The 23,109-nt window shown below is 69.4% G+C and carries 23 protein-coding genes; 10 read left to right on the top strand and 13 right to left on the bottom strand.

Annotated features, from left to right (window positions below; all coding sequences use genetic code 11):
* Positions 1–27 precede the first annotated feature (27 nt).
* The gene (gene hemB, locus ABIA71_RS06260) at positions 28–1,017 is read left to right on the top strand and encodes a porphobilinogen synthase (RefSeq protein ID WP_354284001.1); all 990 of its coding nucleotides are present in this window, start codon (positions 28–30) and stop codon (positions 1,015–1,017) included.
* A 34-nt stretch (positions 1,018–1,051) separates the two neighbouring features.
* On the top strand, positions 1,052–1,321 hold the full coding sequence (locus ABIA71_RS06255) for an SHOCT domain-containing protein (RefSeq protein ID WP_354283999.1): 270 nt from the start codon (positions 1,052–1,054) through the stop codon (positions 1,319–1,321).
* Positions 1,322–1,336: 15 nt separating this feature from the next.
* Here ABIA71_RS06255 and ABIA71_RS06250 read toward each other — a convergent pair whose 3' ends face one another.
* Positions 1,337–2,209 carry a TolB family protein gene (locus tag ABIA71_RS06250; protein WP_354283997.1) on the bottom strand — a complete coding sequence of 291 codons (873 nt, stop codon included), beginning with the start codon at positions 2,207–2,209 and terminating at the stop codon, positions 1,337–1,339.
* 54 nt (positions 2,210–2,263) lie between these two features.
* Here ABIA71_RS06250 and aroE point away from each other — a divergent pair, with 54 nt between their 5' ends.
* From aroE to dinG, 5 genes are all read left to right on the top strand, one after another.
* A complete protein-coding gene (aroE, locus tag ABIA71_RS06245; protein WP_354283995.1) occupies positions 2,264–3,109 on the top strand; it encodes a shikimate dehydrogenase in 846 nt (281 codons plus the stop codon).
* A gap of 4 nt (positions 3,110–3,113) precedes the next feature.
* Complete coding sequence (locus ABIA71_RS06240; RefSeq protein ID WP_354283993.1) at positions 3,114–3,470, top strand: hypothetical protein; 357 nt, start codon at positions 3,114–3,116, stop codon at positions 3,468–3,470.
* Between the two features lie 75 nt (positions 3,471–3,545).
* Positions 3,546–3,914: a hypothetical protein gene (locus ABIA71_RS06235; RefSeq protein WP_354283992.1), complete on the top strand. Its 369-nt coding sequence runs from the start codon at positions 3,546–3,548 to the stop codon at positions 3,912–3,914.
* On the top strand, positions 3,911–4,228 hold the full coding sequence (locus ABIA71_RS06230) for a hypothetical protein (RefSeq protein WP_354283990.1): 318 nt from the start codon (positions 3,911–3,913) through the stop codon (positions 4,226–4,228). The genes ABIA71_RS06235 and ABIA71_RS06230 overlap by 4 nt, the downstream gene beginning before the upstream one ends.
* Before the next feature lie 181 nt (positions 4,229–4,409).
* Positions 4,410–6,470 (top strand): ATP-dependent DNA helicase DinG, encoded by a 2,061-nt coding sequence (gene dinG / locus ABIA71_RS06225; protein ID WP_128098228.1) that lies wholly within the window; start codon positions 4,410–4,412, stop codon positions 6,468–6,470.
* 62 nt (positions 6,471–6,532) lie between these two features.
* Here dinG and ABIA71_RS06220 read toward each other — a convergent pair whose 3' ends face one another.
* From ABIA71_RS06220 to ilvD, 3 genes are all read right to left on the bottom strand, one after another.
* On the bottom strand, positions 6,533–7,192 hold the full coding sequence (locus ABIA71_RS06220; RefSeq protein WP_354283988.1) for a hypothetical protein: 660 nt from the start codon (positions 7,190–7,192) through the stop codon (positions 6,533–6,535).
* 8 nt (positions 7,193–7,200) lie between these two features.
* Complete coding sequence (locus ABIA71_RS06215; protein ID WP_354283986.1) at positions 7,201–7,791, bottom strand: hypothetical protein; 591 nt, start codon at positions 7,789–7,791, stop codon at positions 7,201–7,203.
* A 126-nt stretch (positions 7,792–7,917) separates the two neighbouring features.
* Entirely contained in the window at positions 7,918–9,750 is a 1,833-nt protein-coding gene (ilvD, locus tag ABIA71_RS06210; RefSeq protein ID WP_354283984.1) for a dihydroxy-acid dehydratase, read from the bottom strand.
* A 204-nt stretch (positions 9,751–9,954) separates the two neighbouring features.
* On the opposite strand from ilvD, the gene ABIA71_RS06205 reads away from it, so the two are divergent.
* The 3 genes from ABIA71_RS06205 to ABIA71_RS06195 are packed head-to-tail and all read left to right on the top strand — an operon-like array spanning position 9,955 to position 12,353.
* Entirely contained in the window at positions 9,955–10,518 is a 564-nt protein-coding gene (locus ABIA71_RS06205; protein ID WP_128098219.1) for a DUF1190 domain-containing protein, read from the top strand.
* Positions 10,519–10,521: 3 nt separating this feature from the next.
* On the top strand, positions 10,522–11,700 hold the full coding sequence (locus ABIA71_RS06200) for a glutathionylspermidine synthase family protein (RefSeq protein WP_354283982.1): 1,179 nt from the start codon (positions 10,522–10,524) through the stop codon (positions 11,698–11,700).
* Complete coding sequence (locus tag ABIA71_RS06195; protein WP_354283980.1) at positions 11,700–12,353, top strand: hypothetical protein; 654 nt, start codon at positions 11,700–11,702, stop codon at positions 12,351–12,353. Before ABIA71_RS06200 ends, ABIA71_RS06195 begins: the two co-directional genes overlap by 1 nt.
* Before the next feature lie 29 nt (positions 12,354–12,382).
* Here the strand turns inward: ABIA71_RS06195 and ABIA71_RS06190 are convergent, their stop codons facing one another.
* The 9 genes from ABIA71_RS06190 to ABIA71_RS06150 all read right to left on the bottom strand — a co-directional run bounded on the left by ABIA71_RS06190 (position 12,383) and on the right by ABIA71_RS06150 (position 23,061).
* Positions 12,383–13,681: a DUF58 domain-containing protein gene (locus ABIA71_RS06190; RefSeq protein WP_354283978.1), complete on the bottom strand. Its 1,299-nt coding sequence runs from the start codon at positions 13,679–13,681 to the stop codon at positions 12,383–12,385.
* A gap of 37 nt (positions 13,682–13,718) precedes the next feature.
* On the bottom strand, positions 13,719–14,741 hold the full coding sequence (locus ABIA71_RS06185) for an AAA family ATPase (RefSeq protein ID WP_051598689.1): 1,023 nt from the start codon (positions 14,739–14,741) through the stop codon (positions 13,719–13,721).
* Positions 14,738–15,943: a DUF4350 domain-containing protein gene (locus ABIA71_RS06180; RefSeq protein WP_354283976.1), complete on the bottom strand. Its 1,206-nt coding sequence runs from the start codon at positions 15,941–15,943 to the stop codon at positions 14,738–14,740. Before ABIA71_RS06180 ends, ABIA71_RS06185 begins: the two co-directional genes overlap by 4 nt.
* Positions 15,940–17,565: an MFS transporter gene (locus ABIA71_RS06175; protein ID WP_354283974.1), complete on the bottom strand. Its 1,626-nt coding sequence runs from the start codon at positions 17,563–17,565 to the stop codon at positions 15,940–15,942. The genes ABIA71_RS06180 and ABIA71_RS06175 overlap by 4 nt, the downstream gene beginning before the upstream one ends.
* Positions 17,555–18,547: a stage II sporulation protein M gene (locus tag ABIA71_RS06170; protein WP_354283972.1), complete on the bottom strand. Its 993-nt coding sequence runs from the start codon at positions 18,545–18,547 to the stop codon at positions 17,555–17,557. The genes ABIA71_RS06175 and ABIA71_RS06170 overlap by 11 nt, the downstream gene beginning before the upstream one ends.
* Positions 18,544–19,233: an RDD family protein gene (locus tag ABIA71_RS06165; protein ID WP_354283970.1), complete on the bottom strand. Its 690-nt coding sequence runs from the start codon at positions 19,231–19,233 to the stop codon at positions 18,544–18,546. Before ABIA71_RS06165 ends, ABIA71_RS06170 begins: the two co-directional genes overlap by 4 nt.
* 168 nt (positions 19,234–19,401) lie before the next feature.
* Positions 19,402–19,932, bottom strand: coding sequence for a gamma carbonic anhydrase family protein (locus ABIA71_RS06160; protein ID WP_354283968.1), 531 nt, complete (start codon positions 19,930–19,932; stop codon positions 19,402–19,404).
* Positions 19,933–20,174: 242 nt separating this feature from the next.
* Positions 20,175–22,064: a tRNA uridine-5-carboxymethylaminomethyl(34) synthesis enzyme MnmG gene (mnmG, locus tag ABIA71_RS06155; protein WP_354283966.1), complete on the bottom strand. Its 1,890-nt coding sequence runs from the start codon at positions 22,062–22,064 to the stop codon at positions 20,175–20,177.
* A 478-nt stretch (positions 22,065–22,542) separates the two neighbouring features.
* Entirely contained in the window at positions 22,543–23,061 is a 519-nt protein-coding gene (locus ABIA71_RS06150) for a hypothetical protein (RefSeq protein ID WP_354283964.1), read from the bottom strand.
* Positions 23,062–23,109: the final 48 nt, after the last annotated feature.

Genomic DNA, 23,109 nt, shown 5'->3' with positions numbered 1-23,109 from the left:
CCCCGAATTCCGTTACGGAGCATCCCCATGGCCCACCCCGACTATCGCCCCCGCCGCATGCGCCACGACGAGTTCTCGCGCCGCCTGATGCGCGAGAACACGCTCACCACCGACGACCTGATCTACCCGGTGTTCGTGCATGAGCTGGCCGGTCGCGCGCCGGTGGCGTCCATGCCGGGCGTGGAGCGCCTGTCCATCGACGAACTGCTCAAAGTGGCCGAAGAGGCACTGGAGCTGGGCATTCCGGTGATCGACCTGTTCCCGGTGATCGACCCGTCCGGCAAGTCGCTGGACGCGGCCGCCGCGTGGGACGAGAACGGCCTGGCGCAGCGCGCCATCCGCGCGCTGAAGTCGCGCTTCCCCGAGCTGGGGGTGATGACCGACGTGGCGCTGGACCCGTACACCACCCACGGCCAGGACGGCATCATCGACGACAAGGGCTACGTGCTCAACGACATCACCGTCGCCGCGCTGGTGAAGCAGTCGCTGTCGCACGCCGCCGCCGGCGTGGACATCATTTCGCCGTCGGACATGATGGACGGCCGCATTGGCGCCATCCGCCGCGCGCTGGATGCCGATGACCATGTCAACGTGCGCATCATGGCCTACTCGGCCAAGTACGCCTCGGCGTTCTACGGCCCGTTCCGCGATGCGGTGGGCAGCTCGGCCAGCCTGGGCAAGGCCGACAAGAAGACCTACCAGATGGACCCGGCCAACGGCGACGAGGCCATGCGCGAAATCGCGCTGGACCTGGAAGAGGGCGCGGACATGGTGATGGTCAAGCCGGGCATGCCGTACCTGGACCTGGTGCGCCGGGTGAAGCAGCAGTTCGGCGTGCCGACCTTCGCCTACCAGGTCAGTGGCGAGTACGCGATGATGAAGGCCGCCTTCGCCAACGGCTGGCTGGACGAGCGCGCCTGCGTGCTGGAGTCGCTGATCGGTTTCAAGCGCGCCGGTGCCGATGGCGTGCTGACCTATTTCGCCCCGCAGGTGGCGCGTTGGCTGCGCGAACGCTGACAATACGCGCCACTACGCCGACAGGACGATGACGATGCAGACGATGGGATGGGTCCAATGGGTGACCTGGGGCACCGGGGTGGTGTTGTTCGCGGCGGTGATCGGGCTGGTCATCCGCGGCGTGCTGCGCGCGGCCAAGCGCCCGCCGGAACAGCCGTCCGCCGCCGCCCGGGTGGCGCGTGAGGCGCAGCTGTCGCCCGAACTGCAGGCGCAGCTGGCCGCGTTGAACCAGCGCAAGGACCACGGCGACATCAGCGAAGCGGAGTACGAACGGCAGCGCGCCGCGTTGCTGTCGGCGCGCTGACCGCATCGATTCCCCTCACCGGCACGCACCGCCCGGTGCGGCCGGTGCCTTCATCCGGTACAGGTCCAGCCCGCCCGCGCGCGGTGCGCGGGCCATGCCGGCCACCACCAGCTCGGTCGGCTTGGCGGCATCCACCACCGGTGCGCCGGTCTGGCCGTCGGCCGTGTTGAACGACAGCACCAGCGGCGTGGCCGGCTGGCGGTAGTCGCAGCCCACCACCCACACCTGCGCATGCCCGCCGCTGACCCGGGTGAGGGCCAGCGCGCCGTCGTTGCCCAGCCATGCGCCGCCCAGCTCGTCGGCGCCACTGTTGAGCGGCGCCGGCAGCGCGGCCACGGTGCCGAACCCCTTGTCCTGCACGGCCGCCAGGTACAGGTCGAAGCCGCCTTGGGTGCCGGTGCCATTGCGCGCGAACAGCAGCGCCTGGCCATCCGGGCGCAGCGCCGGGCGGCGCTCGTCGGCGGCGGTGTTGATCGTGACCGGCAGCGCCATCACCGGCCCGAAGCTGCCGTCGCGGTGCACCGCCACGCTGTACAGGTCGAACCCGCCGCGCCCGCCGTTGCGGTTGGAGGCGAAGTACAGCCAGCGCCCGTCGTGGCTGAAGTAGGGGTCGGTGTCATCGCTGCCGGTGTTGAACGCCAGCGGCGTGGGGTCCTGCCAGCGTCCGTCGCGCAGCACCGCCTGCCACAGGTCCCAGCCGCCGGCACCGCCGGCGCGCTCGGAGGCCCACACGATGCGCTGGCCGTCCGGGGCGATGGTGGCCTGGGCCTCGTTGGCCTTGGTCGACACCACGCCCATGCCCTCGATGCCGAATTCGGAAAGCGCCATCGCCTGCGGCGTGGAGAGTAAACTGGCGCACAGCGCGAGCAGTGACAATGGAGTGCGCATAGCCGCTTCCGTTGGGGGTTTGCGTTCCATTCTAGGCCCGGAGCAGACACACCCATGACCGCCGATCGTTACGCCGTATTTGGCCAGCCCATCGCCCACTCGCAGTCGCCACGCATCCACGCCGCGTTCGGCCGCCAGGAAGGCATCGCGCTGGACTACCGCGCCATCGAGGCCAGCCCGGACGCATTCGCCGCCGCACTGGAGACCTTCGCGGCCGAAGGCGGCGTGGGCGCCAACATCACCGCCCCGCACAAGGAAGCAGCGTTCGCGCTGTGCACCACGCTGACCTCGCGCGCGCGCCGGGCGGGCGCGGTCAACACGCTGCTGCGCAAGGGCGACCGCTGGCATGGCGACACCACCGATGGCATCGGCCTGGTGCGTGACCTCACCGACCGCCACGGCCTGGACCTGCGCGGTCGCCGCACCCTGCTGATCGGCGCCGGCGGATCGGCGCGCAGCGTTGCCCCGGCGCTGCTGGATGCCGGCATCCTGGAACTGGTGGTGGTCAACCGCACCCCCGAGCGCGCCGATGCGCTGATCGACGCCATGGGCGAACCCGGCCGCGCCATCACCCGCTACTGGGAAGACATCCGCGAGCTGGGCGACTTCGAACTGATCGTCAACGCCACCTCGGCCGGGCGCGACCGCGCCAATGAATTCACCCTGCCGCTGGGGCTGGTCAACAGCATGACCACCGCGGTGGACCTCAACTACGGCGAGGCCGCCATCGGCTTCACCGCGTGGGCGCGGTCGGCTGGCTGCCGCAACGTGGTGGACGGCCTGGGCATGCTGGTCGAGCAGGCCGCCGAGAGCTTCCTGCAGTGGCATGCGGTGCGCCCGCAGACCGACCCGGTGTACGCCGAACTGCGCGCCGAGCACGCGTTGGCCGGCGAGGACTGAGCCGATGAACATGGAGCTGCTGAATTCCGTGCTGGGCATGACCGCCACGCGCCTGCCGATCCTGATTGCCCTGGCCATCTCGGTGGTCTGGGTCATCGACACCCCGCGCACCACCGTGCGTGACGTGGCCTTGTGGTCGCTGATCCTGCTGGCCGTGGCGACCGTGGCCGGGCTGCTGTTGAACCTGGTGCCGATCTGGCTGGTGCAGCAGGGCAACTACGAGTCAATCCGGAGCCTGTCGATGTGGCTGGGCGTGGGTCATTTCGTGCTGGGCCTGCTCGAGGCGCTGGGCGTGGTGCTGCTGGTGTGGGCGCTGACCCGCACGCTGCGCGCCCGCCATGTGGCGGCGGCCGCCGGCTGAGGATCGGGCCGGCGTTCCGGCCCGACGTGCTGCGGGGTTTGCAGCAAAGGAATTCACACACAAGGAGGTGGACCGATGACGCTGTCTGATATGGGCGTGCTGTGGGGGCTGGTACTGCAGGGCGTGCTGTTGCTGGCCAGGCCGGGGGTGCTGATGCCGGTGCTGGGTCTGGTGGCGCTGGTGCTGCTGTTGCGGCGGCCCGCGCAGCCGGGGCGACGCCTTGGCCTATGGGCGGCGGGCGCGCTGCTGCTGGCTCCCGCAGTGGGGGTGCTGTGGGATGCCTCGCTGGTCATGCTGATGTCCTTCATCAGCCGTGAGGTGTCGCTGGGTCTGTTGCTGGGCGCCTTCGGCTGGGCCCGGACGCTGTTGCTTGCCGCAGCCGTGGTGCTGCTTGGCAGGGCACTGCGGCAGGCGCTGGCAGGCTCTGCAGGAGAAGGCGCATGAGTTCGCCGCTGTCGCTGTCCGGTCTGATGATGGTGGGGCCCATGCATATAGCGCAGCTGCTGCAGCACGTCACTGTGCTGGGGGTGGCGGTGCTGCTGCTGGTGACGTTGCGGCCGTTCGTACGGTGCGGCGGCGGGCGCATCGGTCTGGTCGGTGCCGCGTTGCTGTTGGGCGGCGCGGCGCTGGACATCGTGCGGATCCTGCTGGCCCTGCTTTCCGGCAGTTCGGACGCCGTGGAGTCGCTGTACCTGGCACAGAGCGGCGGGCTGATCGTGCTGGTCTGGGCCCTGCTGGCCGCGCTGCGTCGGCGCTGAGGTCCCGGCCATGCGTGTCCCCGGTTGCTCCGGCACCGGACCTGCATCCCGGATCTGAACCGGCGCGGAAATCCGCGCCGGTCCCGACCCTCCGCTCGTGAGAAAATACCCGCCGTGATCCAGGCAGGTAGCTCTTGGCGTGACCGAAAAAGTTGAAGCCCCGCGTGCGTTGAACGACGACATGAAGGCCGCCATCCGCGATGCCTACGCCAAGCTGCAGGCCAACACCCCCGGCTTCAGCACCCGGCGTTCGCAGAGCCAGATGATCGGCGTGGTCTCGCGTGCGCTGTCGCACAGCGGCGGCGTCGGCGTGGTCGAAGCTCCTACCGGCGTGGGCAAGTCGCTGGGCTACCTCACCGCTGGCGTGCCGATCGCGCTGGCCACCAAAAAGAAGCTGGTGATCAGCACCGGTACGGTGGCCCTGCAGTCGCAGCTGTTCGAGCGCGACATCCCCAACTTCCTCAAGGCCACCGGCATCGAGGCCACGGTGGCCCTGGCCAAGGGGCGCACCCGCTACCTGTGCACGCGCAATGCCGCCGAAGCGCATGGCGATGGCGCCCAGGAGGGCATGTTCGAGGACGAGCAACCGCTGTTCGACCGGCCGTTGGCGCCGATCGAGATGGACCTGGCGCAGAAGCTGAGCAAGGACTTCCTGGAAGGGCGCTGGAATGGCGACCTCGACAATGCCCCGGAGACCATCAGCAACACGCTGCGCTCGCGCATCACCACCCCGGCCTCCGGCTGCGCCGGGCGCAAGTGCGCCTATTCGGCGCAGTGCGCGGTGCTGCGCTCACGCAACACCGTGCGCGAAGCGCAGATCGTGGTCACCAACCACGCGCTGTTGTTGTCGGCGCTGTCCATCGGTGAAAGCGACAACGGCCAGCCGCTGATCGCCCCGCCTTCGGACATGCTGCTGGTGCTCGACGAAGGCCACCATATCGGCAGCGTGGCCATCGACCAGGGCGCGGCCAGCCTGGCGCTGGACGAGATGGCCAAGCGTACCGGCCGCCTGCAGGTGCTGATCGCCGCCTCCTACCGCGCGGTGGACAAGGACAAGCTGGGCAACCTGCTGCCCAACGAGGCCATCGAGGCCGCGGCCAAGGTCAGCAAGCAGCTCAAGGCGTTCCGCGACGTCATCGACCGCAGCTGGCGCCCGGACCCGGCCGCCCAGGAGCCGATGTGGCGCGCCCCGAACGGGCGCCTGCCGGAGATCTGGATGGCCGACATCGAGGCCATCGCCGACGACACCCGCAGCCTGTTCAACTGGGCCCATGCCGCGCTGGCCCAGGTGGCCAAGGGCAAGCCCGAGGACGCCGCCCGCGAACGCCTGCAGCGCAACCTGGGCATGGCGCTGGAGATGATCGAGCAGCAGCACAACCTGTGGACGGCCTGGCGTCGCGAAGACAAGGAAGGCCAGCCGCCGATGGCGCGCTGGATCACCCTGTCGCGCGACGGCGACCTGATCCTGCACGGGTCGCCGGTCTCGGCCGCGCACGTCCTGCGCAAGCTGCTGTGGGACGAAGTGGATTCGGTGGTGATGACCTCGGCCACGCTCACCGGCGGCGGCGATTTCCAGTCGCTGGCGATCGACAACGGCATTCCGGCCGAAGCCGAGATGGTGTCGCTGGCCTCGCCCTTCGACCTGCCCAACCAGGCCCAGCTGATCGTGCCTGCGTTCCCGGTCACCCCGGACGACCGCGAGCGCCATCCCAAGGAAGTGGCCAAGTACCTGGTCAAGGAACTGGATTGGGGCAAGGGCAGCATCGTGCTGTTCACCTCGCGCTGGAAGATGGAAAAGGTGGCCGAGCTGATGCCCGCCGCGCAGCGCAAGCTGATGCTGGTGCAGGGCGAGGGCGCCAAGCAGAAGATGATCGATGAACACCTGCGGCGCACCGCGGCCGGCGAGGGCTCGGTGCTGTTCGGGCTGAACTCGTTCGGCGAAGGCCTGGACCTGCCCGGCGAGGCCTGTACCACGGTGGTGATCACCCAGGTACCGTTCGCGGTGCCCACCGACCCGCAGACCTCCACGCTGAGCGAGTGGTTCGAAAGTCGCGGCCTCAATGCCTTCAACCTGATCGCGATCCCGCACGCGCTACGCACGCTGACCCAGTTCTCCGGCCGCCTGATCCGCACGTCCACCGACACCGGCCGCGTGATCATCCTCGATTCGCGCCTGCTGACCCGCCGCTACGGCAAACGCATCATCGACGCGTTGCCGCCGTTCAAGCGGGTGATCGGCTAGGCAACGCGGTAGAGCCATGCCATGCGTGGCTGCACGGCATGTCCCAGGCGCACATCCCGGTGTTACCTGCCTGGGGTGCGGCAAGCCATCCCGATGGCATCGCGATAACTCTGGCCGAAGCAGCGCACAAACGCATCCACCACGTCGAGGTTGGGCGGCCAGGCCACCTTCATTGTTTCGCCGCTGGGCAGGGTGAACGAAAAGAACCCGTCCTTGACCTTCGCCTCCGGTGGCGCGGGCACGGCGGCCAGCGCTGCGCGGGCTGCGACCAGCGCAGGCTTGTTGTTCTCGATGAGCGCGATGCTGGCATCCACGTAAGGGTTCCAGCCGCCGGCATCCGGGGCGGGCCTGTAGGTCTGGCGCATCAACGCCACGGCCTGCGCCTCCTGCCCGGCCTGCGCGCGCAACTGGGCTTCGTGCCAGATCAACGTGGTGTTGCCTGCAGCCTTGGGCTGCGCACGATAAGCGGCAATCAGGTCGGCAGCGGGCAGCTGACATGCCGGTTTCTCCGCCATCGGACGCCAGCCGCCGGCCAGGTCCTGGTCGAACTGATCCGGCGACAGCGCCAGCAGCGCGGCGCGGTCAACCACGCAGTCGTCGGCAGGGGCGGGGAGTGCAGCCGCCGAAACGGCCAGTGCAAGCAGACAGCGAACAGTACGCATCGTCACCTCCGTGTGCAGAACCATCACCGGAGTGTTTGCCAGCAGCGCGCATCGGGTCAAGCCGCCACTTACTCCGACGCCGCCGGACACGCCTCATACGCCAACGCATACGGCTGGTACATGCACCGCACCAACGCATCCACCATCGGCAACCGCGGCGGCCAGGGCACCTGTTCGGCCTCCACCTGCACCTTGCCGTCGCGAACCACCCGGCCCGGTGGCGGCGGCAGCGCGGCCAACCGCGCACGCGCCTGCTTCAACGCCGGCAGGTCGTCGTCCAGGAAGGCAATGGTGGCGTCCACATACGCATTCCAACCGCCCACATCGGCGTGTGCCGGTTTGTAGGTGGTGCGCATCAGCGCGCTGGCCGGGTCGCGTTCCCCGCCCAGTGCGCGCAGCTGCGCCTCGCGCCAGACCAAGGGGGGATCGCCCGCCACAGCGGGCTGCTGGCGCCGGTAGTCGGCGATGAGTTCCGCGGTTTCCAGCACGCAACCGGGCCGGTCGGCCAGCGGCCGCCAGCCCGCCTCCGGATCACCGTCGAACACCTGCAGGGGCAGGGCCAGCACCGCGTCGCGGTTGGCCAAGGTGCATTCGGCCGCCAGCAGCGGGCCGGAAGCGCAGGACAGCGCAAGAAACACCAGGCAATGATTCAGCCGCATCGTCACGTCCATGTGTGAAGGACGCCCAGTATGAAGGCTGCGCGCCGTTCCCGCATGGGCCGAAGTCACCGTTGGCCACGCCGCCGGGTTCGGTAGTGCCGGCCGCTGGCCGGCTCCCCAGCCACGTTACAGCTTCGACAAATCGCGCACCGCGCCCTTGTCCGCGCTCGTCGCCAGCAGCGCGTAGGCCTTCAGCGCACCGGTGACCTTGCGCGGGCGCGCCTCGCGCGGTGTCCAGCCCAGCGCATCCTGCTCGCTGCGGCGTGCGGCCAGCGTGGCGTCATCCACCAGCAGGTCGATGCGGCGCGCGGGGATGTCGATGCGGATGCGGTCGCCTTCCTGCACCAGCCCGATCACCCCGCCGGCGGCGGCTTCGGGCGAGGCGTGGCCGATCGACAGCCCGGAGGTGCCCCCGGAAAAGCGCCCGTCGGTAAGCAGTGCGCACTGTTTACCCAGGCCCTTGGATTTCAGGTAACTGGTCGGGTACAGCATTTCCTGCATGCCCGGGCCACCCTTCGGGCCTTCATAGCGGATCACCACCACGTCGCCGGCCACCACCTGATCGGCGAGGATGCCGGCCACCGCAGCGTCCTGGCTTTCGAACACGCGTGCGCGCCCTTCGAAGACGTGGATGGACTCATCCACGCCGGCGGTCTTGACCACGCATCCGTCCACGGCCAGGTTGCCGCGCAGCACGGCCAGCCCGCCTTCGGCCGAGTAGGCGTGGGCGACGCTGCGGATGCAGCCGTCGGCGCGGTCCACGTCCAGCGTGGGCCAGCGCGTGGCCTGGCTGAAGGCCACCTGGGTGGGAATGCCCGCCGGGCCGGCACGGAAGAAGTCGTGCACCTTCTCGTCCTCGCTCACGGCGACATCCCAGCGGGCGATCGCGTCGGCCAGGCTGCGGCTGTGCACGGTGGGCACGTCGGTATGCAGCAGCCCACCGCGCGCCAGTTCGCCCAGGATGCCGTACACGCCACCGGCGCGGTGCACGTCTTCCATGTGGTACTTCGGGGTGTTCGGGGCCACCTTGCACAGCTGCGGCACGCGCCGCGACAGTGCGTCGATGGCCTGCAGGTCGAAGTCGACCTCCGCTTCCTGCGCGGCAGCCAGCAGGTGCAGGATGGTGTTGGTGGACCCGCCCATGGCGATGTCCAGGGTCATCGCGTTTTCGAACGCGGCCACGCTGGCGATGGTGCGCGGCAGCGCGTTGGCGTCTTCGCCGCCGTACCAGCGGTGGCACAGCTCCACGATCAGGCGCCCGGCGCGGCGGAACAACTGCTCGCGGTCGGCGTGGGTGGCCAGGGTGGAGCCGTTGCCCGGCAGCGACAGCCCCAGGGCTTCGGTCAGGCAGTTCATCGAGTTGGCGGTGAACATGCCCGAACACGACCCGCAGGTGGGGCAGGCGCTGCGTTCGTACTCGGCGACTTTCTCGTCGCTGGCGCTTTCGTCGGCGGCGATCACCATCGCGTCCACCAGGTCCAGCTTGTGCTCGGACAAGCGGGTCTTGCCGGCTTCCATCGGTCCGCCGGACACGAACACCACCGGGATGTTCAGGCGCAACGCGGCCATCAGCATGCCGGGAGTGATCTTGTCGCAGTTGGAAATGCACACCAGCGCATCGGCGCAGTGCGCGTTGACCATGTACTCCACCGAGTCGGCGATGATCTCGCGGCTGGGCAGCGAATACAGCATGCCGTCGTGGCCCATGGCGATGCCGTCATCCACCGCGATGGTGTTGAACTCCTTGGCCACGCCGCCCACCTGCTCGATCTCGCGCGCCACCAGCTGCCCCAGGTCCTTGAGGTGCACGTGGCCGGGCACGAACTGGGTGAATGAATTGGCGATGGCGATGATCGGCTTGTGGAAGTCGCCGTCGGTCATGCCGGTGGCGCGCCACAGGGCGCGGGCGCCGGCCATGTTGCGGCCGGCGGTGGAGGTGCGGGAGCGGTATTCAGGCATGGGGGCTGGCAGGATCTGGCGGGCCGTGGGGGCGCGTTTCAGTTTGATTCTGCCGAAAAATTCCGGTTGCGTTTGCAACCGTTGCGCCCGCTGTTTCCAGGGCGAATGCTGAAATGCCATTCATGTTTCCGGCTTCGCCGGTTTTGGTTGTTCGCCGCCATCAGGCATGATTGGGGAGATAACCGCATTAGGGGGCATGACGCCATGAAACGTTCCAGGACCACCGCGCTGCTGTTGATGAGCGCCGCGCCGCTGCTGTTCACCGCCTGCCAGAAGGACGCCGCCGTCCAGACGCAGGAAGGGTTGTACACCTCGGTGGAGGCCTGTACCGAAGCCACGGGTGACCCGTCCAGCTGCCGCACCGCGTTTGCGCAGGCGCAGAAGCAGTCGGCCGATGCGGCGCCCAAGTACGCCTCGCGTGCCGAATGCGAAGCCGAGTACAACGCCGAGCAGTGCGTGGAACAGAAGACCTCCACCGGCCACTCGTTCATCGGCCCGATGATGATGGGCTTCTTCATGTCGCAGATGCTTGGCAACCGTGGCGCCGGCCTGGCGCAGGCCCCGGCGGCCAGCCCGGCCTACCAGGACAAGGCCAAGGGCTGGGCGCGCCCGGCCCCGGGTGGCAGCGGCGGTTTGAACACCGCCAGCGGCATCGGCGCCGGCAAGGCCGGCCTGGCCCCGGTCAACGCCACCCCGAACCGTGCCGTCACCGCCAGCCGCGGTGGCTTCGGCAGCACCAGCAGCGGCCGCAGCAGCGTCGGCGGCTGATCGATGCAGCGTGTCCGTATTGCCGAGCGCAGCCAGTGGCGCGCCCGGGCCGAGGAATCCGGCTTCCGCTTCCACACCATCGACGGCCTGCCGTACTGGGATGAAACCGCGTATTACGCCTTCACCCTGCGCCAGATCGAACAGGACATCGAAGACCCCAGCGCCGAGCTGCATGCCATGGCGATGGGGTTGGTGGACGAGGTGGTGGGCAGCGAACAGCTGATGGACCAGCTGGCCATTCCGCCAGCGTTCCGCGACTGGATCGCCGACAGCTGGCGCCGTGGCGAGCCGCACCTGTATGGCCGCCTGGACTTTGCCTACGACGGTACGGGCCCGGCCAAGCTGTACGAACTCAATTACGACACGCCTACGTCGCTGTTCGAGGCCTCGTTCTTCCAGTGGCAGTGGCTGGAAGACCAGCGCAACCAGAACCGCCTGCCGCCCCATGCCGACCAGTTCAACGCGATCCACGAAGCGCTGGTGGACCGCTTCGCACAGCTGGCCGCGCAGTTGCCGCCGCCGCTGTACTTCAGCGCGGTGGGCAGCTCGGAGGAAGACCAGGGCACGGTGGCCTATCTGCGCGATTGCGCGGCCCAGGCCGGCCTGCGCGGCGAGGCGATCGCGATCGAAGACATCGGGTTGTCCGAAGACGGTCGCTTCACCGCGATGGATGACACCGTCATTGGCAGCCTGTTCAAGCTGTACCCGCTGGAAGACCTGATGACCGAGTCGTTCGGCCAGGCCTTGCCCGGGTCGGGCGTGCAGCTGCTGGAACCGGCGTGGAAAGCGATCCTGAGCAACAAGGGCGTGCTGCCGTTGTTGTGGCAGCGCCACCGCGGCCATCCCAACCTGCTGCCGGCCGAGTTCGACGATGGCAGCGCGCTGCCACGTGGCTGGGTACGCAAGCCGCTGTTCTCGCGCGAAGGTGCCAACGTGGCCATGCACCTGGCCGACGGCAGCTGGCAGGAGAGCGAAGGCCCGTACACCGGCCCGGCAATCCGCCAGGCCGCGCACCCGCTCACCGCGTTCGACGGCGGTTACCCGCTGGTGGGCAGCTGGGTAGTGGGCGACCAGGCCTGCGGCCTGGGCATCCGCGAAGACAGCAGCCGCATCACCCGCGACAGCGCGCGTTTCGTGCCGCACGCGATCATCGATGAGGCGCCGACGCGCATCTTCGTCTGATGGCGATCCGACGCAACCGCAGCCTGCGACCCGGTGCGCTGGCCGGGCGCCACCTGGACGATGGCCACCGGCTGTGGCGCTATGCCGACCGCATTGCCGTGCGCTGCCACCGCTGCGCTGCGCCCGGTTGGGTAGTTGCGCCCGACAACCGGCCCCGCTTCCGCTGCCTGCACTGCAGCGTGGCGCTGGACGGTGGCTGCGGTTGCGCCCGCTGCGGCCGGGGTGACTGGGTCGGGCCGGTGCGCTACAGCGGTCGCCGGCCCTGCGGCTATTGCGGGCATCAGTGGGTAAGCGCGGATGCGACGCGCGCGGTGGCCTCCCCGGCGCTGCGTACCCTGGCCGCCACCTGCGCCCAGTGTGGACGCAGCAGCGATGTCACGGTGCGTGTGATGCAGGCTCGCGGCGCCGACGCGCTGGACCCGCACTTCGGCCTGCCGTTGCTGCTCGTCGAGAAGACCGCCGCTGGCGTGCTGTGGGCCTACAACGCAGCGCACCTGCAGGCCCTGCACGACTATGCCGACGCGCCGCTGCGCGAACGCGCCGGCGTGTCCAACGGCTCCATGTTCTCGCGCCTGCCGCAGTGGATGAAGCTGGCGCGCAACCGCGCGCTGCTGCGCAAGGCCACCACCCGCTTGATGGCCAAGGCCCGGTAGGTCCCCCACCGGGGCGACGTACGCGCGGGTTACAACAACCCGTCGCGCTTGACCGCCAGATACCGCTCCACCAGCGCGCCCGGCAACGCATCGGCGGTGACGTCCAGCACCATCACCCGATGGCTGCGCAGGGCCTCATGCGCGTCGCTGCGCTGCTGCAGGTAACGGGCGATCGCACCGGCCTGGGTGGCGTCCTGCAGGGTGTCCACCGGCTGGTCCAGCGCGTCGTCCAGCTCGCGCTCGCGCAGGCTGGCCACGCATACCAGGTGCTGGCGCTGCAGCAGGCGCACCGCGGCGAGCAGGTCTTCGATGTCTTCGTCGCGCACGTTGGTGACCAGCATCACCAGCGAGCGCCGCCGTTGGCGCAGGGTGAGCTCGGTGGCGGCCGCCAGGTAATCGGTGGCGACCGGTCGCGCCTGCAGGTCGTAACTGGCGCGCAGCAGTGCATCGATCGCGCCCATGCCGCGCTGCGGTGCCACCCAGCGGCTGTCGCCGCCGCTGGCAAACAGGCCCACGCCGTCGCCCTGGCGCAGCGCCAGGTAGGACACCACCAGCGATGCGTTGAGTACGTGGTCGAAGTGCGACAGCCCGCCTTCGCTGGCCATCATCCGCCGGCCGGTGTCGATCATCAGCATCAGCTGCTGGTTCTTCTCGTCCTGGTACTCGCGCGAAATCAACTTGCGCGCGCGCGACGTCGCCTTCCAGTCGATCTGGCGCAGGCTGTCACCGATGCGGTACTCGCGCATCTGGTGGAAATCGGTGCCTTCGCCACGGCGACGCTTCAGGTGTGCGCCGACCAGCCGCGAGGCCTGTTCGGCACTGAACAACGCAAAGCGGGTCAGCGGGGCGAAGTTGGGGTACACCCGCACGCTCAGTGCGGGTGGCACGGTACGCCGCTGACGCCACAGCCGCCACGGTGCCTGCACGCGCAGGTGCACACCGTCCAGGTCGAAGCGACCGCGTGCGGTGGGGGTGGCCGTGTACTGGAAACTGCTGGCCACCATCGGCTTGAGCGTGAGCCGGCGCGGCAGACCCTGCACCGTCCATTGGCCCGGCGCCAGGTCGAACACCTCCACGCGCTGGTGCAGGCTCGATTCCAGCCGCAGCGTGACCGGACGCGCCACGTTCAGTGCCAGTGCCTCGGGCATGTCGCGCTGGATGCTGGGCGAGGGCTGCCGCCACAGCCGCAGCAGGTCCACCAGCGCCAGCAGCGCGATCGCGCCGCCCGCGGCGGCCCAACTCCAGCGCGGCCACAGCCCGAACGCCACCGGCAGCCCGAGCAGGCTCCAGGCCAGCAGCAACACCAGCAGCAACGGCGCTGGCCTCATCGGCGCAGCGTCCAGGCGTCAATGGCGCGGCAGGACCTCATTTGCGCGGTGCTTCCACCTTGGCCAGCAACGCTTCAAGCGCGTCGTCGGCACTTTGCCCTTCGATCTGCAGTTCCGGGGCCAGCGCGATGCGGTGGCGCAGCGCCGGCTTGGCGATGTCGCGCACGTCATCGGGGGTGACGAAATCCCGACCGGCCAGCACCGCCTGCGCGCGCGCGGCACGGACCAGCGCAATGCTGCCACGCGGGCCCGCGCCCAGCGCGATGCCCGGCCACTGGCGCGTAGCGGCCACGATCCGCACCGCGTAGTCGATCACTTCGGGGTCCACGGTGATCGCGGCGGTGGCCTGCTGCAATGCCACCACCTCGGCGGCGGTGAGCACGCGCGGCACCTGCGACAGGTCGAAGTCGGCCGCGCTGCGGCCGGTGGTGATCGCATCGACCATGCGCTTCTCGTCTTCCAGCTGCGGGTAGTCGATCAGCACCTTGAGCAGGAAACGGTCCAGCTGCGCTTCGGGCAGCGGGTAGGTGCCTTCCTGCTCCACCGGGTTCTGCGTGGCCAGTGCCAGGAACGGCGGGGTCAGCGCGAACGCCTTGCCTTCGATGGTGACCTGGCCTTCCTGCATCACTTCCAGCAGCGCCGACTGGGTCTTGGCGGGAGCGCGGTTGATTTCATCGGCCAGCAGCAGGTTGGTGAACACCGGGCCGCGGCGGATCTTGAAGCTCTCCGACTTGGGGTCGTACACCGCGTGCCCGCTGACGTCGCTGGGCATCAGGTCGGGGGTGAACTGCACGCGGCCGTAGTCCAGCTCCAGCGCCTGGGCCAATGCCCGCACCAGCAGGGTCTTGCCCAGCCCGGGCACGCCTTCGATCAGCACGTGGCCACCGGCCAGCAGCGCGATCAGGATCTGGTCGAGCACCTCCGGTTGGCCGATGAACGCGCGGCCGACCGCATCGCGCACGGCATCGACGCGTTCAACCAGGCTGGGGCCGGACAGGGCGGCCGGGGCCGGGCTGGGGTCGGGCGGGGACAGCGGCGGCGGCTGGATGGACTCGGTCATAGCAGGTTTCTCATCTGGATCAGCAGGCGGATGCGCTCGCGCAGCGCGGTGAGGTCGTGGGAAGCAGGAACGTGCAGGGCAGTCTGCACGCGGGTGTGGGGCCACTGCAGCAACGTGGCGATGGCCTGTACCTGTGCCTCGCCGGTGAGCGCGGCGGCTGTCGGTGCCCGCCGCCGCAACCGTGCCAGGAACGCGCGGCGTACCGCGTCGTACAACAGCGGAGCCTTGCCATACCGCAGCAGGTGCTCGCCACTGGCGCGCACGTGTTCCAGCAGCGAGCGGCGCTCGATCGCCGGCGACGGCAACAGGCTGCCCATGCGCTGCGCGCGCTGCCACAGCCAGGCCAGCAGGGCCAGCAGCAGCGGTACCCAGACCGGCCAGCCCTGGTAGAAGATCCGGTGCCACAGCGAGGGCGGGCGCGAGCCGTACACCAGCCACATCGTGCCCTGGCCATAGCGCGGGGCCAGCAGGTAGCGGGTGAGGTCGCGGTGTGCCCTGTCGTGCAGGCCATCGACGAAGTCGCCCGGCTTGGCACCGGGAGCGTCGGCCGGGGCAGGGCGACCACGGCCCTGCATGAAGTCCATATCAGCCAGCACGTCCACGCTGCCCTGGCCGTGGCGCAGGCGGGCGAACACCAGCCCGTAGGCCTCGCTGTCTTCGTCCTGCTCGCCCCAGCTGCGCTCCAGCGTGACGCCCGGCGGCGGTGCCACGCTGAAGCGGCGGCCGCCGCAGAACTCCACGTGCTGCGGGTCATCGCGCACGTGGAAGGGCTGGCAGCCGGCCTCCATATCGATGCCGTCCACGCCCAGTGCGTCCAGCAACGGGCCATTGCGCTCGAGCAGATCGTCGCCGGTGATCGGCGGCGTGCGCACCAGCAGGTGGCCACCGCGTGCCACCCAGTCCAGCAGCGCCTTGGCGGTGTGGGCGGGCAGCAGCGCGCTGTCCTGCAGCAGCACCAGGGTGTCGTGCGGTTGCAGCGCCATCGTGGTCAGGTCCACGCGCGGCTGCGAATGCACCTCGATGCCATCGGCGCGCAATGCCTGCCCCAGCACGTACAACGGGTTGTAACTGGCTTCGCCCTGCGGGGGCAGGTGCTGGGTTTCGGTGATGCGCTCGTGCGAGCGCAGGAACAGGATCGTCAGCGGCACGCCGATCGCGAGCAGCCCCATCACCACCAACAGCCAGCGCAGGCGGACGCTCATCCGCGCCACCGGAACTGCTGCTGCAGGGTGCTGGCCAGGCTCTCGAACGCCTCATCGTCGGGCAGCCGGCCGGCATAGGCGGCGTACTGCCACACGCGGACGACACGCGCGAACAGGCTGCGATCGGCCGCGTCGGGCATGCGCCGCGATACGCGCAGGCACTGCGCCTCGGTGGCGCCGGGCGGCAGCGCCATCTGCGCCCGTTCGCTCATCGATTCCACACTGGCGCGGTACAGCAGCGCCAAGGCCTGGCGCGGCCGTCCCTGTTGCCACAGGGCGCGTGCGCGCGCTGCCGCGTCCGGTGGGACCTCCTGCGGCACGCTGATGTCATCTTCGACCACCGCCGACACCGTGGCACGGCGCCGCGCGCCATCGCCGCGCAACCAGCGCAGCCAGCGCGGTGCGGTGACTGCCAGGACCACCAGCAGGACGCCGACCAGCCCCCACAGCATCCACTCGGCGATCTGCGCCGGCAGCAGCGGCCCCTTGGGCTTGCGCGCCGTGTCGGTGTCCTTGGCGTCCGGTTTTTTCTTTTCCTTCTCGGCGGCATCGTGGTCGGTGCGTTTCCAGCGGCTGACCTGGCGGGTGGGGCTTTGCAACGGATCCTCATAGGCGCGCTGCACCGCCTGGCGGAAGCCGGCGGTGTCCACCGCATCGCTGCCGAAGATGCCTTCGGCAGTATTGGCCGGATCGTTGGCAAACGTGGCCGTGGGCCGCTCGGCGTCGTGCGTGTCCTTCTCCGCCTCTGCTTCGGCGTCGTCCAGCAACTGCTCCAGCGAGGGCGCACCGGCGTCGGCCGGCTGGGCGTGCAACGGCGTGCCCGGCCATGCCAGAACCAGTGCAAGCACGAGCAGCGGTGCGGCCTGCTGCAGGCGGTCGCGCAGGCGCCGGAACGCGATCTCCACGTCCCACGCTTCCATCTCGGTGCGCCGGTTCAAGTACAGCCCGAAGCCGGCCCCGGTGTAGAACGGCCCAATCAACGTGGCCGACAGCCAGCACACCAGGTTGAGCCCGAGCAGGGCCCAGGCCGGGGGGTCGTCGCGCACCATCGCCCACGCCGCGCGCCACGAGTCGGACAGCAGCTCGAACGGCACGAACAGGAAGACCGCGGCGATGCAGCCGACCACCAGGACCAGCTCGAAGGCCATGCAGGTGGCGGCGAGCAATACGGCGTGTCCGAACGCACCCCCGGCAACGGCGCGGCGGCGCGCGCCGCGGTGTTCGGGCAGGTTGCCTTCCAGCAGGTTCACCGGCATCAACAACGCGCGCAGCGGGCTGAAACGGCGCCAGCCCAGGTAGCCCCAGAACCCGGTCCAGCCCCACTGGCGCTGTGCGCGCAGGGTCTGCAGGGCACCGGGCTCATCGCCGAAGATGCTGCGCGAGATGACGTACAGGGCCAGCCGGTCGAACACCGGCTTGAGCCACCACATCAGCAGCCACGCCCAGCCGAATGCATCGGCCCACCACGCCAGTGCGTTGACCAGCGCGAACACCGGCAGGCCCAGCAGCAGGATCGGCGCCCAGATCGCGCGTGCGTGCCGACGCACCAGCGCCGTGCCCAGTTCCACCGCTTCCCAGCCACTGCGCGCGCGCAGCACCACGTCGAGCTGGTCAATGCGCATGACCGCTCCCGCGCCCGCCACGCCACAACCAGGCGAACACCGCGCTCCACAGCACGGCGGCCACGGCGAACTTGCCCCACGCGGGTATTCCGGCGATCGAGGACCAGAACGCTTCGATGAACGCGGCCACCAGCAGCATTGCCGCCACGCCCAGGCACAACCGTGCGCCGATCACGCCGCCTTCGATCAACGCGTCGACGCGGCGCCTGCGCCCCGGCGCCAGCAGTTTCATGCCCAGCTGCAGGCCGGCGCCTCCGGCGATCACGATCGCGGTCAGCTCGAACGCACCGTGCCCGACCACGAAGCGCCAGAACGGGTCGCCATGGCCGACGTGCTGCAGATGGCCGGCCACCGCGCCGATGGTGAGGCCGTTGAACAGCAGGATCAGCACCGTGCCCACGCCGGCCAGCAGGCCACTGGCGAAGGTGCGCAGGCCGATGCTGATGTTGTTCATGATGTAGTAGCCGAACATCATCCAGTCGGTGCCGCTGTCGCGCCCCAGGTGCGGCGCGGCCGGATCGTACATGCGCTCCATCGCGGCGATCTGGGCGTTGTCCATCAGCAGGTGGATGAACTGCGGGTACCACTGCACCAGCGCGAAGGTGCCCACCAGCGGCACCACGAACAGCGCGGTGGCCACCCACATGCTGCGTGCCTGGCTGCGCACCAGCTGTGGAAAATCCGCGAACAGGAATTCCAGCGCACGCCGCCAGCGGGGCGGTGGGGTGCGGTAAAGCAGGCGATGGCCCTGCTGCATCAGCTGCTGCAGGCGCGCCACCAGCTGCGGGCTGTAGCCGCGCTTGCGGGCCAGCGCCAACTGCTGGCACAGGCGCCGGTAGTGCTGCGGAATGTCCTCATCATTGAGCCCGTCAGCCGCCGGTTGCCCGCGCCCACTGCGCGGGTTGTCGCCGCGCGTGGCCAGCCAGTGCTCCAGCGCCTGCCATTCGTGCTGGTAGCGGGCGACGAATTGTTCCTGCCTCATCGGCGCCCCAGCAGCCAGTTGGCCATCGCATACAGGCGCAGCACGCCCACCTGGCCACCGCCGCCGCTGAGCGGGGCCACGATGCCGGCCAGTTCCTGCTGGCGCGGCGCGGACAGCCGCGCGGCACGTTCGGCGAAGGCGACCACGGCGGCCTGTTCGGCCGGCTGCAACGGGTGCGGTGGGGCCAGGACGGTGTCGATGGCCACGCTGCCCAGCACTGGCCGGGCGCTGTCGTGGATCACCACGGTGCCGGCCACCAGGTCGCCCAGGCGGCGTCCGTGCGCATCGAACAGGCTCGACAGCAGGCCCAGCGCATAGCCGAACGGCAGCATGTCCACGGTGCGCAGCAGGTTGCGGGTGATGGCGGCCATCCAGCCGATCGGTGCGCCGTCGCGCGCGACCACGCGCAGGCCCAGCACGCGCTTGCCCACGGTGCGGCCCCACAGCGCTTCCTGCACGATGGTGTAAGCCCACATCAGCAGGAACATCAGCGCCAGGTAGAGGCCTTGGCCGAACTCGCCGAGGAAGGCCAGCGGAATGCTCAGCAGCATCAACGCGCCGACGCGGAGGGTGAAATCGATGGCCCACGCCAGCGCGCGCGGCACCGGACCGGCGGCCGGCAGGTGCAGCGGCACGCCTTCGGGCGTGATCACTTCACGGTAGGTGTCCAGCATCGTCGCGCTCATGCGCGCACGGGGCCGGAAACGATGTGCCGGAATCCTCTCCGGTCTGCTGCCAGCGGGGGCATGCGGTTCTCGACTGCTTCCTGGTCGGCTGTGGACTTTACCGTGCGGCCGTGCCGATGCCCAGCACCCTGGGTGGGGTGGTGGCGGATGCGACCGCCGCGACCGGGATCAGCCCAGGTACTTGTCCTTGAGCCGTACGTAGTGGTCGGCCGAGTAGTGCAGCGATTCGATCTGCTTGCTGGTCAGCGTGCGCACCAGGCGCGCCGGGTTGCCCACCCACAGTTCGCCTTCGCCCACCACCTTGCCCGGGCCCACCACGGCACCGGCGCCGACGAAGCCGTGCTGCTCCACCCGTGCCCCGTCGAGGATGCAGGCGCCCATGCCGATCAGGCTGTAATCGCCGATGGTGCAGGCATGGATGATGGTGCCATGGCCCACGGTCACCCCCTCGCCGATCAGCGTCGGGAAGCCTTCCATGTTGTACGGGCTATGGTGGCTGACATGGATGATGGTGCCGTCCTGGATGTTGCTGCGCGCGCCGATCCGGACATGGTTGACGTCGCCGCGGATCACCGTGCCGGGCCAGACCGACACGTCATCGCCCAGGACCACGTCACCGATGATGGTGCAGGCCGGGTCGATGTAGCAGCGCTCGCCAAGGACGGGGAGCGTGTCGAGGAAGGGACGGATCGGGGACATGTGCAAACTCCGGCAACGCAGGGGCTGGGACGTCGCCTGCAGCGTTGTCCCGGCCCGCGATGATAACGCGGGGGCGCCCGCCGCCCGCCGATGGCACGCACACCAGAGCCGGGTAGAGCCGACCGTTGGTCGGCTGCCGGAATGCCACCGCCGGTAGAGCCGACCGTTGGTCGGCTGCCGGAATGCCACCGGCGGAGGGTGTGCAGCCGACCAACGGTCGGCTCTACCCGGCGGGTGGCGTGTTACGCGGCGCGGATGCGGCGCGCGCGTTCCAGGTGAACCAGCAGCAGCGAGATCGCCGCCGGGGTCATGCCGGGGATGCGCTGGGCCTGGCCGATGGTCTGCGGGCGCACGCGCTCGAGCTTCTGCTGCACTTCGGCCGACAAGCCGCGCACGCCGGCGTAGTCGAAGTCGCTGGCGATGGCGGTGTTCTCGTGGCGCTGCTGGCGGGCGATCTCGTCGCGCTGGCGGTCCAGGTAGCCGGCGTACTTCACGCCGATCTCGACCTGCTCGGCCACCTTCGGGTCGGCCACCGCCGGGCCCAGCGACGGCACCTGCATGAGCTGGGCGTAGTCCAGTTCGGGGCGCTTGATCAGGTCCAGCACGTTGGTTTCGCGGCTGACCGCCACGCCCAGGGTGGCTTCCACTTCGCGGCCCAATGCGTTGCCGGGCGTGGCCCAGAGCGCGCGCAGGCGCGCCGATTCCGTGGCCACCGCCTCCTGCTTGGTCTGGAACGCGGCCCAGCGGCGGTCATCCACCAGGCCCAGTTCGCGGCCGGTGCCGGTCAGGCGCACGTCGGCGTTGTCCTCGCGCAGCTGCAGGCGGTACTCGGCGCGGCTGGTGAACATGCGGTACGGCTCGGTGGTGCCGTGGGTGATCAGGTCGTCGACCAGCACGCCCAGGTACGCCTCGTCGCGGCGCGGGCACCAGCCGGCCTGTTCGCGCACGTGGCGGGCGGCGTTGATGCCGGCCAGCAGGCCCTGCGCGGCGGCTTCTTCATAACCGGTGGTGCCGTTGATCTGACCGGCGAAGAACAACCCGGACACGCTCTTGGTCTGCAGGGTGTTGTCCAGCCCGCGCGGGTCGAAGAAGTCGTACTCGATCGCGTAGCCGGGGCGGGTGATGTGTGCGTTCTCGAAACCGGTGATGCTGCGCACCAGCGCCAGCTGCACGTCGAACGGCAGCGAGGTGGAAATGCCGTTGGGGTAGATCTCCACCACGTCCAGCCCTTCGGGCTCGACGAAGATCTGGTGGCTGGCCTTCTCGGCGAAGCGCACCACCTTGTCTTCGATCGACGGGCAGTAACGCGGGCCGATGCCTTCGATCTGGCCGCTGTACAGCGGCGAGCGGTGCAGGGCGCTGCGGATGATGTCGTGGGTGCGCTCGCTGGTGTGGGTGATCCAGCAGCTCACCTGGGCCGGGTGCTCGGCCGGGTTGCCCAGGAAGGACATCACCGGGCGCGGGTCGTCGCCGGGCTGCTCGTCCATCACGCGGTAGTCCAGCGAACGGCCGTCGATGCGCGGCGGGGTGCCGGTCTTCAGGCGGTCGATCACGAACGGGCGCTCGCGCAGGCGGGCGGCCAGCGTGGTGGCCGGCGGGTCGCCCATGCGGCCGGCGGCGTACTGGGTCTGGCCCACGTGGATCTTGCCGGCCAGGAAGGTGCCCGCGGTGAGCACCACGGCCGGGGCATGGAAGGTCAGCCCGGTCTGGGTGATCGCCCCGCGCACGGTGTCGCCGTCGATCACCAGGTCGTCCACCGCTGCCTGGAACACGGTCAGGTTCGGCTGGGCCTCCACGATCTGGCGGATCGCCATGCGGTACAGGTTGCGGTCGGCCTGGCAGCGGGTGGCGCGCACGGCCGGGCCCTTGGAGGCATTGAGGGTGCGCCACTGGATGCCGGCGCGGTCGGCGGCATGCGCCATGGCCCCGCCCAGGGCGTCGATCTCCTTCACCAGGTGGCCCTTGCCGATCCCGCCGATGGCCGGGTTGCAGCTCATCGCGCCGATGGTTTCCACGTTGTGGGTCAGCAGCAGGGTGCGTGCGCCGCTGCGTGCAGCCGCCAGCGCAGCTTCGGTGCCGGCGTGGCCGCCGCCGATGACGATGACGTCGTAACGGTAGAAGGAGTCGGTCATTTCGATGGGGCTCGGGGGCGCGGGAGGCCCGGAACGGCCCTGGAAGCAGGGCGTGGGTGGTGATTTTAGCGCCAATCGGGCCTGTCGCTGAAATCAACCCTCAAGTTGGCACGTTTTCTGCAGATAACCCAATAGCACCCAGGCTGGCAGGCGCCGTTTGGCGCTACGGACCGGAATTGGAACAGGGGCCGGTCCATGCGCAACCAGGGGAAGCAGAAGGGCCGGCAGTCGGGGGACTGCCGGCCCTGTTTTTTCAGCCCATGTCACGATCCAAAAACAGAAGGCCCCGCCATGGCGGGGCCTTCTGCGTTGTAGGTGCCGACATCCGACAGGGCCGGAACAGGGGGGATCCAGAGAATCCCGGCGGATATCGACATAGAGCTGGATGTGACGTGCTGTGTCGCTTTTGTCACTTTGCGACCGAGCCCGTCACCACCCGCCTAGATTGAACCGGGTGGGTGGTGAAAATCAAGACGGGTCAGGGCTCAACTGTGCGCTGGTTCAAATTGTTCATGTTCCGCCACGGGGAACCGTTCATCCGCTGCGCCGGGCGCGGTGCCTGCGCAGGACGGGCCTGCGGCGGCGCCGAGGGGCGCTGCTGCTGCGGACGCTGCTGTTGCTGCCGCCCGCCCAGCGAATCCATGTTCCGCCACGGCGACCCGCCGTTGTACGACGGGCGCGGGCGATCCGGACGATCCGGCCGGACCGGCGGATTGCCACCGTTGCCCGGACGCGGCGGCGGGCGGTGGTTGTGCGGGGGGCGATAGTTCGGATACGGGCGGTAATACGGGTTGCCGTAGCCATAGCCACCCCCGTAATACCCGCCACCGTAGTAGCCGGGGCCGTAACCGGACGGGTACCCATAGGGATAGCGGTACTCCACCGACGGCGCGCCGTGGTAGTAGCCGCTGCCGGCACCACCGCCGACATAGTCGTAGGTGGCGCAGCCGGACAGGGCCAACAGCAGGCCACCGGCGAACATCAGGCGCATTTTCATGATGGGTTCCCCCCGAGGGTATGCGGCCAGCTTCGGCCCGGCGCATTG

Origin of the sequence: Stenotrophomonas sp. 2619, from assembly GCF_040548725.1 — a bacterium.
In the GTDB taxonomy this organism is placed as follows: Bacteria; Pseudomonadota; Gammaproteobacteria; order Xanthomonadales; family Xanthomonadaceae; genus Stenotrophomonas; species Stenotrophomonas maltophilia_AP.
This window is presented reverse-complemented; position numbering and strand designations above follow the sequence as displayed.

Bases quoted from the DNA above. Each gene is read 5' to 3' on its own strand.
- hemB (WP_354284001.1), top strand. From the start codon at position 28: ATGGCCCACCCCGACTATCGCCCCCGCCGCATGCGCCACGACGAGTTC.
- ABIA71_RS06255 (WP_354283999.1), top strand. From the start codon at position 1,052: ATGCAGACGATGGGATGGGTCCAATGGGTGACCTGGGGCACCGGGGTG.
- ABIA71_RS06250 (WP_354283997.1), bottom strand. From the start codon at position 2,209: ATGCGCACTCCATTGTCACTGCTCGCGCTGTGCGCCAGTTTACTCTCC.
- aroE (WP_354283995.1), top strand. From the start codon at position 2,264: ATGACCGCCGATCGTTACGCCGTATTTGGCCAGCCCATCGCCCACTCG.
- ABIA71_RS06240 (WP_354283993.1), top strand. From the start codon at position 3,114: ATGAACATGGAGCTGCTGAATTCCGTGCTGGGCATGACCGCCACGCGC.
- ABIA71_RS06235 (WP_354283992.1), top strand. From the start codon at position 3,546: ATGACGCTGTCTGATATGGGCGTGCTGTGGGGGCTGGTACTGCAGGGC.
- ABIA71_RS06230 (WP_354283990.1), top strand. From the start codon at position 3,911: ATGAGTTCGCCGCTGTCGCTGTCCGGTCTGATGATGGTGGGGCCCATG.
- dinG (WP_128098228.1), top strand. From the start codon at position 4,410: ATGAAGGCCGCCATCCGCGATGCCTACGCCAAGCTGCAGGCCAACACC.
- ABIA71_RS06215 (WP_354283986.1), bottom strand. From the start codon at position 7,791: ATGCGGCTGAATCATTGCCTGGTGTTTCTTGCGCTGTCCTGCGCTTCC.
- ilvD (WP_354283984.1), bottom strand. From the start codon at position 9,750: ATGCCTGAATACCGCTCCCGCACCTCCACCGCCGGCCGCAACATGGCC.
- ABIA71_RS06205 (WP_128098219.1), top strand. From the start codon at position 9,955: ATGAAACGTTCCAGGACCACCGCGCTGCTGTTGATGAGCGCCGCGCCG.
- ABIA71_RS06200 (WP_354283982.1), top strand. From the start codon at position 10,522: ATGCAGCGTGTCCGTATTGCCGAGCGCAGCCAGTGGCGCGCCCGGGCC.
- ABIA71_RS06195 (WP_354283980.1), top strand. From the start codon at position 11,700: ATGGCGATCCGACGCAACCGCAGCCTGCGACCCGGTGCGCTGGCCGGG.
- ABIA71_RS06190 (WP_354283978.1), bottom strand. From the start codon at position 13,681: ATGAGGCCAGCGCCGTTGCTGCTGGTGTTGCTGCTGGCCTGGAGCCTG.
- ABIA71_RS06185 (WP_051598689.1), bottom strand. From the start codon at position 14,741: ATGACCGAGTCCATCCAGCCGCCGCCGCTGTCCCCGCCCGACCCCAGC.
- ABIA71_RS06180 (WP_354283976.1), bottom strand. From the start codon at position 15,943: ATGAGCGTCCGCCTGCGCTGGCTGTTGGTGGTGATGGGGCTGCTCGCG.
- ABIA71_RS06175 (WP_354283974.1), bottom strand. From the start codon at position 17,565: ATGCGCATTGACCAGCTCGACGTGGTGCTGCGCGCGCGCAGTGGCTGG.
- ABIA71_RS06170 (WP_354283972.1), bottom strand. From the start codon at position 18,547: ATGAGGCAGGAACAATTCGTCGCCCGCTACCAGCACGAATGGCAGGCG.
- ABIA71_RS06165 (WP_354283970.1), bottom strand. From the start codon at position 19,233: ATGAGCGCGACGATGCTGGACACCTACCGTGAAGTGATCACGCCCGAA.
- ABIA71_RS06160 (WP_354283968.1), bottom strand. From the start codon at position 19,932: ATGTCCCCGATCCGTCCCTTCCTCGACACGCTCCCCGTCCTTGGCGAG.
- mnmG (WP_354283966.1), bottom strand. From the start codon at position 22,064: ATGACCGACTCCTTCTACCGTTACGACGTCATCGTCATCGGCGGCGGC.
- ABIA71_RS06150 (WP_354283964.1), bottom strand. From the start codon at position 23,061: ATGAAAATGCGCCTGATGTTCGCCGGTGGCCTGCTGTTGGCCCTGTCC.